Origin of the sequence: Vibrio sp. St2, assembly GCF_947311885.1 — a bacterium.
In the GTDB taxonomy this organism is placed as follows: domain Bacteria; phylum Pseudomonadota; class Gammaproteobacteria; order Enterobacterales; family Vibrionaceae; genus Vibrio; species Vibrio coralliilyticus.
The window spans coordinates 1-14,463 of the sequence record NZ_CAMZNA010000006.1 but is presented as its reverse complement, the minus strand read 5'-3'; the positions used below and the strand labels follow the sequence as shown (position 1 = coordinate 14,463).

Annotated in this window: 9 protein-coding genes, 1 tRNA gene and 2 rRNA genes; 6 read left to right on the top strand and 6 right to left on the bottom strand. The window is 47.0% G+C overall.

What is annotated here, in order from left to right:
- Positions 1-16 precede the first annotated feature (16 nt).
- Together dtd and QMA41_RS16925 are read right to left on the bottom strand one after the other, a co-directional pair.
- Entirely contained in the window at positions 17-451 is a 435-nt protein-coding gene (gene dtd, locus QMA41_RS16930; RefSeq protein ID WP_006957227.1) for a D-aminoacyl-tRNA deacylase, read from the bottom strand.
- Positions 423-1,337: a virulence factor BrkB family protein gene (locus QMA41_RS16925; protein ID WP_281630226.1), complete on the bottom strand. Its 915-nt coding sequence runs from the start codon at positions 1,335-1,337 to the stop codon at positions 423-425. The genes dtd and QMA41_RS16925 overlap by 29 nt, the downstream gene beginning before the upstream one ends.
- A gap of 62 nt (positions 1,338-1,399) precedes the next feature.
- On the opposite strand from QMA41_RS16925, the gene QMA41_RS16920 reads away from it, so the two are divergent.
- A complete protein-coding gene (locus tag QMA41_RS16920; protein ID WP_019276613.1) occupies positions 1,400-2,041 on the top strand; it encodes a DUF2959 domain-containing protein in 642 nt (213 codons plus the stop codon).
- 167 nt (positions 2,042-2,208) lie between these two features.
- Here the strand turns inward: QMA41_RS16920 and typA are convergent, their stop codons facing one another.
- Positions 2,209-4,038 carry a translational GTPase TypA gene (gene typA / locus QMA41_RS16915; RefSeq protein WP_038514141.1) on the bottom strand — a complete coding sequence of 610 codons (1,830 nt, stop codon included), beginning with the start codon at positions 4,036-4,038 and terminating at the stop codon, positions 2,209-2,211.
- Between the two features lie 489 nt (positions 4,039-4,527).
- Here typA and glnA point away from each other — a divergent pair, with 489 nt between their 5' ends.
- The 5 genes from glnA to add all read left to right on the top strand — a co-directional run bounded on the left by glnA (position 4,528) and on the right by add (position 12,515).
- Entirely contained in the window at positions 4,528-5,937 is a 1,410-nt protein-coding gene (gene glnA, locus QMA41_RS16910) for a glutamate--ammonia ligase (protein WP_006957232.1), read from the top strand.
- A 289-nt stretch (positions 5,938-6,226) separates the two neighbouring features.
- The gene (gene glnL, locus QMA41_RS16905) at positions 6,227-7,273 is read left to right on the top strand and encodes a nitrogen regulation protein NR(II) (protein WP_019276616.1); all 1,047 of its coding nucleotides are present in this window, start codon (positions 6,227-6,229) and stop codon (positions 7,271-7,273) included.
- A gap of 39 nt (positions 7,274-7,312) precedes the next feature.
- A complete protein-coding gene (glnG, locus tag QMA41_RS16900) occupies positions 7,313-8,716 on the top strand; it encodes a nitrogen regulation protein NR(I) (protein ID WP_019276617.1) in 1,404 nt (467 codons plus the stop codon).
- A 155-nt stretch (positions 8,717-8,871) separates the two neighbouring features.
- Positions 8,872-11,412, top strand: coding sequence for an EAL domain-containing protein (locus QMA41_RS16895; protein ID WP_281630225.1), 2,541 nt, complete (start codon positions 8,872-8,874; stop codon positions 11,410-11,412).
- A gap of 98 nt (positions 11,413-11,510) precedes the next feature.
- Positions 11,511-12,515 carry an adenosine deaminase gene (add, locus tag QMA41_RS16890; protein ID WP_281630224.1) on the top strand — a complete coding sequence of 335 codons (1,005 nt, stop codon included), beginning with the start codon at positions 11,511-11,513 and terminating at the stop codon, positions 12,513-12,515.
- 197 nt (positions 12,516-12,712) lie between these two features.
- Here the strand turns inward: add and QMA41_RS16885 are convergent.
- From QMA41_RS16885 to QMA41_RS16875, 3 genes are all read right to left on the bottom strand, one after another.
- Positions 12,713-12,803 (bottom strand) — tRNA-Ser (locus QMA41_RS16885).
- Between the two features lie 89 nt (positions 12,804-12,892).
- Positions 12,893-13,008, bottom strand: a 5S ribosomal RNA gene (gene rrf, locus QMA41_RS16880).
- Between the two features lie 90 nt (positions 13,009-13,098).
- A 23S ribosomal RNA gene (locus QMA41_RS16875) occupies positions 13,099-14,463 on the bottom strand; the annotation flags it as partial.

Genomic DNA, 14,463 nt, shown 5'->3' with positions numbered 1-14,463 from the left:
TAGCCTATATTTATAATTATACCTGTAACCAGAAGGTTACTGGGCCATCATTAACCAGTGATACTTTCATATCAGCAGCGAAGCGCCCTCGCTCTGTCGGTAGCACTTGCGAGCACTGGTCAGCGAAGTAATCGTATAAACGCTCAGCATCCGCTGGATGCGCTCCACGGGAGAAGCCAGCACGGGTACCTTTATTGGTATCGGCAGGCAAGGTAAATTGGGAGACCACCAGCACTTTACCTTCGACCTGTTTCACGTTGAGGTTCATCTTGCCTTCATCGTCACCAAATACTCGGTAAGTGGTCACACGTTCCATCAATCGCTTCGCTTTAGCTTCATCATCGTCCTTTTCTACACCAAGTAGAACAAGTAGACCTTGGTCGATTTCACCAACCACTTCACCATCAACGCGTACCGCGGCTTCACTTACTCTTTGGATCAGCGCTATCACTGCTTCTTCCTTCTTGCTGCTGTTTAATCGTTTCCGTCGAGTGTACCATTTCTTGGTCATCACTCCACTGCTCTCGCTCACCTAATGCCGCCGTAACCTCAGCGCCAATCAAAACAATCAACCAACACAGGTAAACCCAGACAAACAGAATTGGAATCGCGGCCAGCGCGCCATAAATTAACTGGTAGGAAGGAAATTGAGTAATGTACACCGCAAAACCTTTTTTACTTGCCTCAAACAACAATGCCGCAACAATAGCCCCGACTACCGCATGAGAGACATAGACCTTCTTATTCGGCACTAAGATGTACAAGCCCATAAACGCAAAAAAGGACAACAAAAAGGGCAGCCAGCGCAACAGAAAGTCGTAAGCCCCTGAAATTGCTTCACTATCGATAATTTTTAATGACGTTACATAGGAAGTTGCGGCGATACTCGCCCCGACCAAGATCGGCCCTAGAGTCAGTACCATCCAGTACATGGAGAATGAGAACACGGCACGCCGTTTATGCTCCACTCGCCAGATGTAATTGAGGTTCTTATCAATGTTGGAGATCAGCATCAAAGCGGCGACAAATAAGAACAAACCACCCACGGCGGTCATCTTGCCAGTATTGGCGACAAATTCGAGTAGCGCTTGTTTCACTGCATCCCCTGCTGCAGGGACAAAATGGGTAATGACAAAATCTTGAATCACGTCCCCAGCGTTAGCGAATACAGAAAACGAAGACAGTACAGATAACAGCACGGTTAACATAGGTACGATCGACAGCAAGGTAATGTAAGCCAGATAGCCCGCATTAACGTTCACTCTATCATGCCCCATTCGGGTGAGCAGATATCGCCCAAAGTTCAGGCTTTGCTTGCTCAGTTGCTCGATATTCAACTTGTAACTCCTCATCAACTCCGCCATCCTAACATCATCATTTTAAAGGAAAGGATACAATCATGCCGTACTTACTGGCGCTGATGCTCTCCATTTTTACCCTCACTGGTTGCCAATCTGCTTATTACTCAGCGATGGAACAAGTAGGCTATCATAAACGCGACATCATGGTAGATCGTGTCGAAGATGCCAAACAGTCTCAGCAAGACGCGCAACAAGAGTTCACCAGTGCACTGGAAGCGCTCTCAGCACTCACTCAGTTTGATGGTGGCGAACTGGAAACGGTCTACAACCAGATTAACGACAAATACCAAGACAGTGAAAAAGCAGCACAAGAAGTCAGCGATCGAATTGCGGCAATTGAAGATGTGTCGGACGCACTGTTTGCCGAATGGCAAAGCGAATTAGATCTCTACACCAGTACTAAGCTCAAACGAGCAAGTGAACAGAAGCTCAAAGAGACTCAGCGTTCATACAACACAATGTTAAGCGCAATGAAACGTGCAGAAGATAAGATGACCCCTGTACTCAATACATTGCGAGACAATACGCTGTACTTGAAGCACAACCTCAACGCGAGTGCGATCGGTTCACTGCAAGGCGAGTTCGCAAACTTAGAACAAGATATCCAGTACGCAATCAAGGACATGAATGCCGCGATAGCAGAATCAGATAAGTTCCTGCAAAAGCTCAATCAAAAGTAACACTTTGACGTCTCTCCCAAGCGAGATTGTTTTCGTTTGTGGCCTCAGCAACTATAACTGTTAGCTGACGAAAAAAAGCTACGCGTTCTTTTACTGTTGCGAATAACAAAAAGCCCTGAGTTGATATCAACTCAGGGCTTTAAAGCTTAGATAACGGTTAAGTGAAATTACTTAGCGTTACGAGCTTCACGCTTACGATCGCTTTCCGTCAGGAACTTCTTACGAACACGGATACTTTCAGGCGTTACTTCTACTAGCTCGTCATCATCGATAAACTCAAGTGCTTGCTCAAGAGTCATGATAATTGGTGGAGTAAGAACCTGCGCATCATCAGTACCAGAAGCACGAACGTTGGTTAGCTGCTTACCTTTAAGTACGTTAACCGTCAGATCGTTATCACGGCTGTGGATACCAACAACCATACCTTCGTAAACTTCAACACCATGACCGATGAACATACGGCCACGCTCTTGAAGGTTGAATAGTGCGTTGGTTAGCGCTTTACCCATACCGTTAGAAATCAGTACGCCGTTGATACGTTGACCGATCTCGCCACCTTTGTGCGGACCGTAGTGATCGAATGTGTGGTAAAGAAGACCAGAACCCGACGTTAGCGTCATGAATTCAGTTTGGAAACCAATCAGACCACGAGATGGCATGATGAAGTCCATACGTACACGGCCTTTACCATCTGGAGACATGTCAGTCAGCTCACCTTTACGTAGGCCGATGTTCTCCATGATGCCGCCTTGGTGCTCTTCCATAACATCGATAGTTACCGTTTCGTACGGTTCCATTAGCTGACCATCTTCTTCTTTGATGATAACTTCAGGACGAGATACCGCTAGCTCGAAGCCTTCACGACGCATGTTTTCGATCAGAATAGATAGGTGAAGTTCACCACGGCCTGATACGCGGAATTTGTCTGGATCATCTAGTTGCTCAACGCGCAGTGCTACGTTGTGTACTAGCTCTTTTTCTAGACGCTCAAGGATGTTACGTGACGTTACGAATTTACCTTCTTTACCAGCAAACGGAGACGTGTTTACTTGGAACGTCATGGTTACCGTTGGCTCATCAACAGAAAGTGCTGGCAACGCTTCAACTTGGTTTTGTGCACAGATAGTATCGGAGATTTTTAGCTCACCAAGACCCGTGATTGCAACGATGTCACCTGCGTTAGCTTGGTCAACTTCGTGACGTTCAAGGCCTAGGTAGCCCATTACAGTGCCGACTTTACCATTGCGAGTCTTACCATCCGCACCGATAACAGTAACCTGTTGGTTAGGCTTAACGCTACCACGAGTTACGCGAGCAACACCGATAACACCAACATAAGAGCTGTAATCTAGCTGAGAAACTTGCATCTGAAGTGGACCGTCTAGGTCAACTTGCGGTGCTGTCACCTCTTCAACGATGGTTTCGAATAGCGGTTCCATATCTTCGCCAGTTTCGCCTTCTTCTAGAGAAGCCCAACCGTTAAGCGCTGATGCGTAAACCACTTTGAAGTCTAGCTGTTCATCAGTTGCACCTAGGTTATCGAATAGGTCGAATACTTGATCCATAACCCAATCAGGACGAGCGCCAGGACGGTCAATCTTGTTGATAACAACAATTGGCTTAAGGCCGTGAGCAAATGCTTTCTGTGTGACGAAGCGTGTTTGAGGCATAGGGCCATCAACAGCGTCAACAATCAGCAGCACTGAGTCTACCATTGACATAATACGCTCAACTTCACCACCGAAGTCCGCGTGTCCTGGGGTATCTACGATGTTGATGCGGTAGTCATTCCAGTTAATTGCTGTGTTTTTAGCAAGGATGGTAATGCCACGCTCTTTTTCGATGTCGTTCGAGTCCATGACTCGCTCTTCAGCTTCACCGCGAGACTCTAAAGTGCCTGATTGCTGTAGCAGTTTATCAACCAGTGTTGTTTTACCGTGGTCAACGTGCGCGATGATTGCGATATTTCTCAATTTATCAATCTGTGGAGTAGCCATGGATTTGATTCACTCGATAGTAGAAGCTCGCTTCAAACATGGTCGATGAATGAAGCGAGCTTACTTGATTAAAAAAACGGCCATAATGTACCAGATTTTAGCGAAAAACCCAGAAATATGTGATCTGATACGTTGGTTTTCTGAAGAATATGCTTTGATCGAACACAATATCGCTCTGAATATGCAAAATTGTGCATTGACATAGGTAGCGAATGGCGGCTGAATGGAATACGCTTTTGTTTCATATTGGTGCACTTCAAGATATTTGCACCAATAGAGTGCAATTAAAGATCATTTTGGTGCAAGCTGGTGCACCAAACTGATACCTAAACCACTAATTTATTGAAATTAATGGAATAATTTTTTTGGCATGGTTTTGGCTTTATTGATATCAGCATCGATTAATACGATTGAAATGAAATTAATCAATGCTGGATTTGTTCATCAATCGAGCTAACACCGCTTTAATAACACTGGAGGTTATCCAAGATGTCAGTTGAAAACGTTCTATCGCTGATCCAAGAAAACGAAGTTAAGTTTGTTGACCTACGCTTTACCGATACAAAAGGTAAAGAGCAGCACATCTCAATTCCTGCTCACCAGATCGATGCAGACTTCTTCGAAGAAGGTAAGATGTTCGATGGTTCTTCAGTTGCTGGCTGGAAAGGCATCAACGAGTCAGACATGGTTATGATGCCAGACGCGTCATCCGCTGTACTTGACCCATTCACAGAAGATGCAACACTGAACATCCGTTGTGACATCCTTGAGCCTGCAACCATGCAAGGCTACGACCGCGACCCTCGCTCTATCGCCAAGCGTGCTGAAGACTACATGCGCTCTACAGGTGTTGCAGATACCGTGCTTATCGGTCCTGAGCCAGAGTTCTTCCTATTCGACGACGTGAAGTTCGCGACTGATATGTCAGGCTCTTTCTTTAAGATCGACGACGTAGAAGCTGCATGGAACACAGGTTCTGATTACGAAGAAGGTAACAAAGGCCACCGTCCAGGCGTGAAAGGTGGTTACTTCCCAGTGGCTCCTGTCGATTCATCTCAAGACATCCGTTCTGCTATGTGTCTAATCATGGAGGAAATGGGGCTGGTTGTAGAAGCACACCACCACGAAGTAGCGACTGCAGGTCAGAACGAAATCGCGACTCGTTTCAACACACTGACTTCAAAAGCAGACGAAATCCAAATCTACAAATACGTGGTTCATAACGTTGCTCACGCATTTGGTAAGACAGCGACCTTCATGCCTAAACCACTAGTTGGTGACAACGGCTCTGGTATGCACGTTCACCAATCTCTAGCTAAAGATGGCGTTAACTTATTCGCGGGTGACAAGTACGGCGGCCTATCTGAAACAGCCCTTTACTACATCGGTGGTATCATCAAGCACGCTCGCGCAATCAACGCATTCGCGAACGCAGCGACTAACTCATACAAGCGTCTAGTTCCTGGCTTCGAAGCGCCTGTAATGCTGGCTTACTCTGCTCGTAACCGTAGTGCTTCTATTCGTATCCCTGTGGTACCAAGCCCTAAAGCACGTCGTATAGAAGTTCGCTTCGGTGATCCATCAGCTAACCCATACCTATGTTTCGCAGCAATGCTAATGGCTGGTCTTGACGGCATTAAGAACAAGATTCACCCAGGTGAAGCAATGGATAAAGATTTATACGACCTACCAGCGGAAGAAGCAGCTGAAATCCCAACTGTTGCTTACTCACTGAAAGATGCACTAGATTCACTAGATGCAGACCGTGAGTTCCTAACAGCTGGCGGCGTGTTCTCTGACGACTTCATCGATTCTTACATCGGCCTTAAGTCTCAGGACGTTGAACAAGTAAACATGACGACTCACCCACTTGAGTTCGAACTTTACTACTCAGTGTAATCGTTCAATCGATTAACCCTTCCTTCGAGGCTCACCTTTTTGGTGAGCCTTTTTTATGTCTTATATATCAATAAAATTCACTTCAAATCTTTTCTATTCAATATGTTATGCACGGCAAGCTTATTGCATTGTTACAGTTCATAACGGTGCAATTAACGGCAACGATACTGAAAAGCCTGTGATATATGGACTTTTCACTTCTTCTGCATGAGTTATTGCGCCATACTTGGAATGTAACCGCACCAAATTGGTGCATTGCACATTTTAAGGTCAAGGATGAGGGACGACAGTGAGCAGCGAACTCGATAACATAATACTCAATCATCAGGTCACCTCCGTGCTGATCATGAACGAATCGCTTCAGGTTCGTTATGCCAACCCAGCCGCAGAGCAGCTGTTTTCACAAAGCGCTAAGCGCATCGTTGACCAGCCATTGTCCAAGCTCATTCAACACGCTTCCATGGACTTAGCCTTGTTGTCTCAACCGCTGCAAAGCGGTCAGAGTATCACTGACAGCGATGTGACTTTTGTGGTCGATGGCAAACCCTTAATGCTTGAAGTCACCGTTAGCCCGATCTCTTGGCAGAAAGAACTCATGCTGCTGGTCGAAATGCGCAAAATTGGTCAGCAACGCCGTTTGTCGCAAGAGCTCAATCAACACGCTCAACAGCAAGCTGCCAAGCTGCTGGTACGCGGACTCGCTCATGAGATCAAAAACCCGTTAGGTGGGTTGCGCGGCGCGGCGCAATTACTCGAACGTATGCTGCCCGACCAATCTCTGACGGAATATACTCAAATCATCATCGAACAGGCAGACAGGTTACGTTCCTTAGTCGATCGCCTGCTTGGCCCACAAAAGCCTGGCAAGAAACAACAGGAAAACCTTCATCTGATTCTGGAGAAGGTACGCCAGTTAGTTGAGCTCGAAGTTGCTCAGTCCGTGACGATTGAGCGCGATTACGACCCGAGCTTGCCTGAGTTTTTAATGGATTCGGATCAGATTGAGCAAGCGCTTTTGAATATTGTCAGTAATGCTGGGCAAATTCTGCAAAAGCAGAACAATGGCAATATCATCATTCGCACCAGAACGGTGCATCAAACCAATATTCACGGCCAGCGCTGCAAATTAGCGGCACGGGTGGAGATCATCGACAACGGGCCGGGCATCCCCGCAGAATTACAAGACACCCTTTTCTATCCCATGGTCAGCGGAAGAGAGGGCGGTACAGGGCTGGGCTTATCCATTGCTCAGAACCTGATAGACCAGCATCAGGGCAAAATTGATGTCGAAAGCTGGCCAGGCAGAACCACATTCACCATATATCTGCCAATTTAAATTTTACGTTAGTGGCATTGCTGAAAGGATAAGTTTGTTATGAGTAAAGGATACGTTTGGGTAGTAGATGATGACAGCTCTATCCGCTGGGTCATGGAGAAAACCCTTTCATCAGCAAATATTAAGTGCGATACATTTTCTGATGCAGAAAGCGTTTTGCTGGCACTGGAACGCGAAACACCAGATGTACTGGTCTCCGACATTCGTATGCCGGGCATCGACGGCATAGAGCTTCTCAAACAAGTTAACGAACGCTCACCAGACTTACCTGTGATCATCATGACGGCGCACTCTGATCTGGATGCCGCAGTCAATGCCTATCAAAAAGGGGCTTTCGAATACCTACCTAAGCCATTTGATGTGGATGAAACACTAACGTTAGTTGAACGTGCCATCACCCACAGTCAGGAGCAAAAACGCGACCAAGCGAATTCAGATCCCAACGACTACAATGCGCCAGAAATTATTGGTGAAGCGCCCGCAATGCAAGAAGTGTTTCGCGCTATCGGCCGCCTATCTCGTTCTTCAATTTCAGTATTGATAAATGGTGAATCTGGTACAGGTAAAGAGCTGGTCGCTCACGCTCTGCACCGCCACAGCCCGCGAGCTAGTAAACCATTTATTGCGCTTAACATGGCAGCAATTCCCAAAGACCTGATTGAGTCTGAATTGTTTGGGCATGAAAAAGGCGCCTTTACCGGTGCCAATAGCGTTCGACAAGGCCGTTTTGAGCAAGCAAACGGGGGCACCTTATTTTTAGATGAAATTGGTGACATGCCACTCGACATTCAGACTCGGCTTTTACGTGTCCTAGCTGATGGCCAGTTCTATCGAGTCGGGGGACACTCTCCAATAAAAGTGGATGTGCGTATTGTTGCCGCGACTCACCAGAATCTGGAAAAGCTGGTTCATCAAGGTGATTTTCGTGAGGATTTATTCCATCGTCTTAATGTTATCCGCGTTCAAATTCCAGCCCTTCGTGAACGTAAGCAGGATATCGAAAAGCTCACTCTGCACTTTCTTTCCTTAGCCGCAGAAGAACTTGGTGTGGATGTCAAAACCCTGCATCCTTCAGCGATTGAAGCACTGAATAAACTTAGTTGGCCGGGTAATGTCAGACAGCTAGAGAACATCTGTCGCTGGCTAACCGTCATGGCCAGTGGCAGCGAAATTCTCCCCGCCGATCTACCCGCTGAACTGCTAGAGGAAAAATCCAGCACCAGCTTTGATAGCAATGTCAGCTGGCAGCAGCAGCTTTCTAGCTGGGCAAGACAGTCTCTCTCTCAAGGGGATACCGAATTGCTGACCTACGCACTTCCTGAATTTGAACGTATACTTTTGGAAGCGGCCTTAGAGCATACTAACGGCCATAAGCAAGATGCAGCCAAAGTGCTTGGTTGGGGCAGAAACACCTTAACCAGAAAACTAAAAGAGCTTTATTAACATCTAGCTCATTAATTTATTCCATAAAGCCTGTCGCATTGTACAATTGATAAGCATTTTAGGGCTTTATGGGTCAGCACCTGTGCACTATGGCTGTTTGCTTGCAGACTCAAACCCGCCAACACGGATTTTAGTTTCAGGTATTTAAGGACAGCATGTCGGCAACTACGCAAATCACATTAAGAACCGCAGTCGTTCTCCCTTTTGTCATGATCTTTATCTTTACCATAGGGGTCATTGTCGCTGTGCAAAAGCGCAGCTACGAAGAGATGGTTCTCGATATCAGCGACAAACAACTCACGGCGCTCACAGATAACGTCACTCTTGAGCTTAATGACTTTCTCAGTAAACCATTCGAAGCCAGCCTGTCTCTCAGCCATAACATCGGCTTCAATCAGCTCTATGAGAAAGGCGACACCAGTGAGATAGAACAGTTTCTCCTAGCCAGCTTCCAAGATTTGTATCGCTCCATACCGCAACTAGACGTAATCGGCTTTGGTGGCGAGGGCGCTGAGTATGTCGGCTTTCGTAAAGAATCGAATCAGGGTTACACCTTAATGATTCAAGATGACCGCACAGCACAGAAACTGGTTATTTATCGCGGTCAGGTGATGAGCAAGGATATACGCTCTGTTTTTGAGGGCTATGACCCTAGGATCCGTCCTTGGTATGCCCCTGTCGCTGAAAGTCGATCGCCAATGTGGTCATCCATTTATGCCAATGCTGATGAACGTCAGGAAATCACCTTGTCAGCGTTAACACCCGTATACCAACAACAAGCATTTCAGGGAGTGGTCGTCACCGACGTCAAAATCGACACCTTTAATACGTTCTTAAAGCATCAACAGGAAAAAACCAACGCGGCAATTTACCTATTTGATGCGAAGCAAAGGCTGGTTGCTCACTCTACTGGTGGAAGTGTGGTCTCGTGGGGCACCCCCCTTAGCGACAAAGGCCAGCGCTTATTGGCGACCGAGAGCTCCAATCCGATAGTGCAAACCAGTGCTCAATACGCCTTTGAACAAGGCTATCACGCCTCGCAGGAAACCAATCGCTTTAGTATCAATATCAACGGTGCAAGATACTTCAATCACATCACGCCTTACACCGATCAATTCGGCCTTAAGTGGTATATCGGGGTAGCCATTTCTGAATCCGACTTACTTGGCCAGCTACCTGAAAGCCAGCGCGATAGTTGGATCATCGGCGTCATTGCCAGCTTTATTGGCATATTGATTGGTTTATTGGCGTTTAATCGCGTCGTCGCGCCCATCACTTCAACGGCTGCAGCTGCAAAACATTTGGCAAAAGGTGACTGGGACAGCACCATGCCTAAACCGGGTTACATCTACGAAACCAGTATGCTGGTCTTTGCCTTCAATGAGATGGCCAATAACCTCAAAGCCTCATTCCGCGCCTTACGTTCGCAGTTACTCTACGATTCATTGACCAAGCTTTACAGCCGAGAAGGGCTGATCGAGACCTGCGATGCGTTGCCGAAGATGAATGGTTGCCTGCTGCTGATCGGGATCAACAAATTCCGTGATATCAACGATAGTCTTGGCCACTATAAAGGTGATCAGTTGCTGGTGATCATCGCCGAGCGCCTACGAACCTTGTTTGACGATGATTGGTACCTCGCAAGAATTGCTGGTGACGAGTTTGCGTTTTATTTTTCTCAACTACCAAGTGATGAGCAAGTTACCCTGGCGATCCATCGAATCCAGCAAATGTTTGCATCACCTTTTGTCATGGAGCAAGAGAGTGTGGTGGTAAATGTGTCAATTGGTGTGGTTACCGAAAGTGAGCACGATAATATGACGCTTTGGCTTCGCAACGGCAGCATCGCACTGAGTAATGCGAAGCAGGAACTGACTCAAGTCAGCTACTACAAACCTGAAATGGCCGATGTTTCACGTAAACGCACGTTAATGCAGGCCAAAATCAAAGATGCTTTGGAGCATCAAGAGTTTGTTCCTTTCTACCAACCGATTGTTGATCTTAACACCGGAGCAGTCATCGGTGCCGAGGCGCTTGCGCGTTGGCTATCCCCCTCATCGGGTCTCATCTCACCACTCGACTTTATCCCTATCGCTGAAGAAAGCGGGCTAATTGGCTCCATCGGTGAGCAAATACTCACTCAGGCCTGCAATGACACGGTAAAAGGTATGAAAGAAGGCAAGTGGGACAAGCACTTCCATCTGCATGTCAATCTGTCAGTTAATCAGCTTTCTCAGCCAGATCTCATAAGTTCACTGCGCTCAGTACTTTCTTCATCAGGTCTAAATGCTGGCAACCTGACTTTAGAAATTACCGAGTCGAGGATTGTCGATAATGATCCTGTCATCGTTAAAAATATGCAGGCTATCCGAGATCTGGGTATTCATATCGCCATTGACGATTTTGGTACTGGCTACAGCTCTCTGGCATATCTGCATAAGCTGCCTTTTGACTGCCTGAAAATCGATCGTACGTTCGTGCAGAAAATGGAAAAAGAGAATCTCGACACATCCATTGTCGCCGCCATCATCAACATGACTCGTGGTATGAAAGTCGACTTGGTCGCTGAAGGCATAGAAACATCGGAGCAAGCGCAAATGCTGACTTCTCTCAATTGCCCTCAGGGACAGGGGTTCTTATTTAGTCGTCCAGTTCCGTTCGAAGAGTGGCCAACAGATCTGGTTAACATGAAGTAAATAACACCACTCTTGGCCGGTTTTGCGAGCATTTGCTACTGACACTTCTGGCATTGATTCTTATACTTAGCTCAATTCAGACAATCGGAATTACTATAATGATAACCAAGAACATACCACTTACAGATTTGCACCGTCATCTTGACGGAAACATCCGCACCAAAACCATTTTAGAACTTGGCCAGAAGTTTGGTGTTGCCCTGCCAGCTTACGATGTGGAGTCATTGACACCACATGTACAAATCGTTGAAGCAGAACCATCTCTTGTCGCGTTCCTGTCTAAGTTAGATTGGGGAGTGTCTGTTCTTGGTGATCTGGACGCTTGTCGTCGCGTTGCTTACGAAAACGTTGAAGATGCACTGAATGCACAAATTGATTATGCTGAGCTGCGTTTCTCACCTTACTACATGGCGATGAAACATAAACTGCCTGTAGAAGGTGTGGTTGAAGCGGTTGTCGATGGCGTGGAGGCTGGTGTTCGTGATTTTGGTATCAAAGCTAACCTAATTGGCATTATGAGCCGTACATTCGGTACAGATGCATGTCAGCAAGAGCTGGATGCCATCCTGACACAAAAAGACAAAATCGTAGCCGTTGATCTGGCCGGTGACGAACTCGGCCAACCAGGTGATCGCTTTGTTAAACATTTCACTCAAGTCAAAGATGCTGGTCTGAATGTAACGGTTCATGCAGGTGAAGCGGCTGGTGCCGAAAGCATGTGGCAAGCAATTCAAGAGCTAGGAGCTACTCGTATTGGTCATGGTGTCAAAGCTATTCACGATCCTAAACTGATGGATTACCTTGCAGAAAACCGTATTGGTATTGAGTCGTGTCTAACCTCTAACTTCCAGACAAGTACGGTAGAGTCGCTAGCCAACCACCCGATCAAACAATTCCTTGATCACGGTGTGCTAGCTTGTCTAAACACCGACGATCCAGCGGTGGAAGGCATTGAGCTGCCATACGAATATGAAGTAGCCGCGCCGCAAGCGGGCCTATCACAAGATGAAATTCGTCAGACACAGATCAACGGCTTAGAACTGGCATTCATCTCAGATGCAGAGAAGCAAGAACTAAAGGATAAAGTCGTCAATCGCGCTTAATCTTTTTATTCGCTTTTTATTTGGCCGACATTATATGTCGGCTTTTTTATATCTTCAGGAACTAGATATAGAGGTAATGAGTTCAGCTTTTGGGCTATCAGATCCGTTCTTTGTAGAAGTAGTATTTGTCAGGTAGTCGTTTTCTAATACCAGAAATGCAAAAAGCCCGTTGCGTTAGCAACGGGCTTTTTTAATAGTGGCGGAGAGATAGGGATTTGAACCCTAGATACGCTATTAACGTATGCCGGTTTTCAAGACCGGTGCTTTCAACCACTCAGCCATCTCTCCACAAATTGTCCTAAAACTTAGTCTTACTTTAATAATGCTAGGTTTTAGTTTTGCCTTTAGATTTTTCAAAATCTAAAAACAATAAACAAGCCTGGCGATGTCCTACTCTCACATGGGGAAGCCCCACACTACCATCGGCGCTATTGCGTTTCACTTCTGAGTTCGGCATGGAATCAGGTGGGTCCACAACGCTATGGTCGCCAAGCAAATTCTTTAATTCGGAAAGCTGTTATTGTGTTCTCTACACATTCAATCTGTTCTTACTTTGAGTCCATCAAAACCCTTTGGGTGTTGTATGGTTAAGCCTCACGGGCAATTAGTACAGGTTAGCTCAACGCCTCACAACGCTTACACACCCTGCCTATCAACGTTCTAGTCTCGAACAACCCTTTAGGACCCTCAAGGGGTCAGGGAAGACTCATCTCAGGGCTCGCTTCCCGCTTAGATGCTTTCAGCGGTTATCGATTCCGAACTTAGCTACCGGGCAATGCCATTGGCATGACAACCCGAACACCAGAGGTTCGTCCACTCCGGTCCTCTCGTACTAGGAGCAGCCCCCTTCAATCTTCCAACGCCCACGGCAGATAGGGACCGAACTGTCTCACGACGTTCTAAACCCAGCTCGCGTACCACTTTAAATGGCGAACAGCCATACCCTTGGGACCGACTTCAGCCCCAGGATGTGATGAGCCGACATCGAGGTGCCAAACACCGCCGTCGATATGAACTCTTGGGCGGTATCAGCCTGTTATCCCCGGAGTACCTTTTATCCGTTGAGCGATGGCCCTTCCATACAGAACCACCGGATCACTATGACCTGCTTTCGCACCTGCTCGAATTGTCATTCTCGCAGTCAAGCGGGCTTATGCCATTGCACTAACCTCACGATGTCCAACCGTGATTAGCCCACCTTCGTGCTCCTCCGTTACTCTTTGGGAGGAGACCGCCCCAGTCAAACTACCCACCAGGCACTGTCCTCAACCCGGATAACGGGTCTAAGTTAGAACATCAACACTACAAGGGTGGTATTTCAAGGACGGCTCCGCCGATACTGGCGTACCGGTTTCAAAGCCTCCCACCTATCCTACACATGTAGGGTCAATGTTCAGTGCCAAGCTGTAGTAAAGGTTCACGGGGTCTTTCCGTCTAGCCGCGGGTACACTGCATCTTCACAGCGATTTCAATTTCACTGAGTCTCGGGTGGAGACAGCGTGGCCATCATTACGCCATTCGTGCAGGTCGGAACTTACCCGACAAGGAATTTCGCTACCTTAGGACCGTTATAGTTACGGCCGCCGTTTACCGGGGCTTCGATCAAGAGCTTCGACTTACGTCTAACCCCATCAATTAACCTTCCGGCACCGGGCAGGCGTCACACCGTATACGTCATCTTACGATTTTGCACAGTGCTGTGTTTTTAATAAACAGTTGCAGCCACCTGGTATCTGCGACTCCCGTTAGCTCCATCCGCAAGGGACTTCACCGACAGGAGCGTACCTTCTCCCGAAGTTACGGTACCATTTTGCCTAGTTCCTTCACCCGAGTTCTCTCAAGCGCCTTGGTATTCTCTACCCGACCACCTGTGTCGGTTTGGGGTACGATTCCTTACAATCTGAAGCTTAGAGGCTTTTCCTGGAAGCATGGCATCAATGACTTCACT

Bases quoted from the DNA above. Each gene is read 5' to 3' on its own strand.
- glnG (WP_019276617.1), top strand. From the start codon at position 7,313: ATGAGTAAAGGATACGTTTGGGTAGTAGATGATGACAGCTCTATCCGC.
- QMA41_RS16895 (WP_281630225.1), top strand. From the start codon at position 8,872: ATGTCGGCAACTACGCAAATCACATTAAGAACCGCAGTCGTTCTCCCT.
- QMA41_RS16920 (WP_019276613.1), top strand. From the start codon at position 1,400: ATGCCGTACTTACTGGCGCTGATGCTCTCCATTTTTACCCTCACTGGT.
- add (WP_281630224.1), top strand. From the start codon at position 11,511: ATGATAACCAAGAACATACCACTTACAGATTTGCACCGTCATCTTGAC.
- typA (WP_038514141.1), bottom strand. From the start codon at position 4,038: ATGGCTACTCCACAGATTGATAAATTGAGAAATATCGCAATCATCGCG.
- glnA (WP_006957232.1), top strand. From the start codon at position 4,528: ATGTCAGTTGAAAACGTTCTATCGCTGATCCAAGAAAACGAAGTTAAG.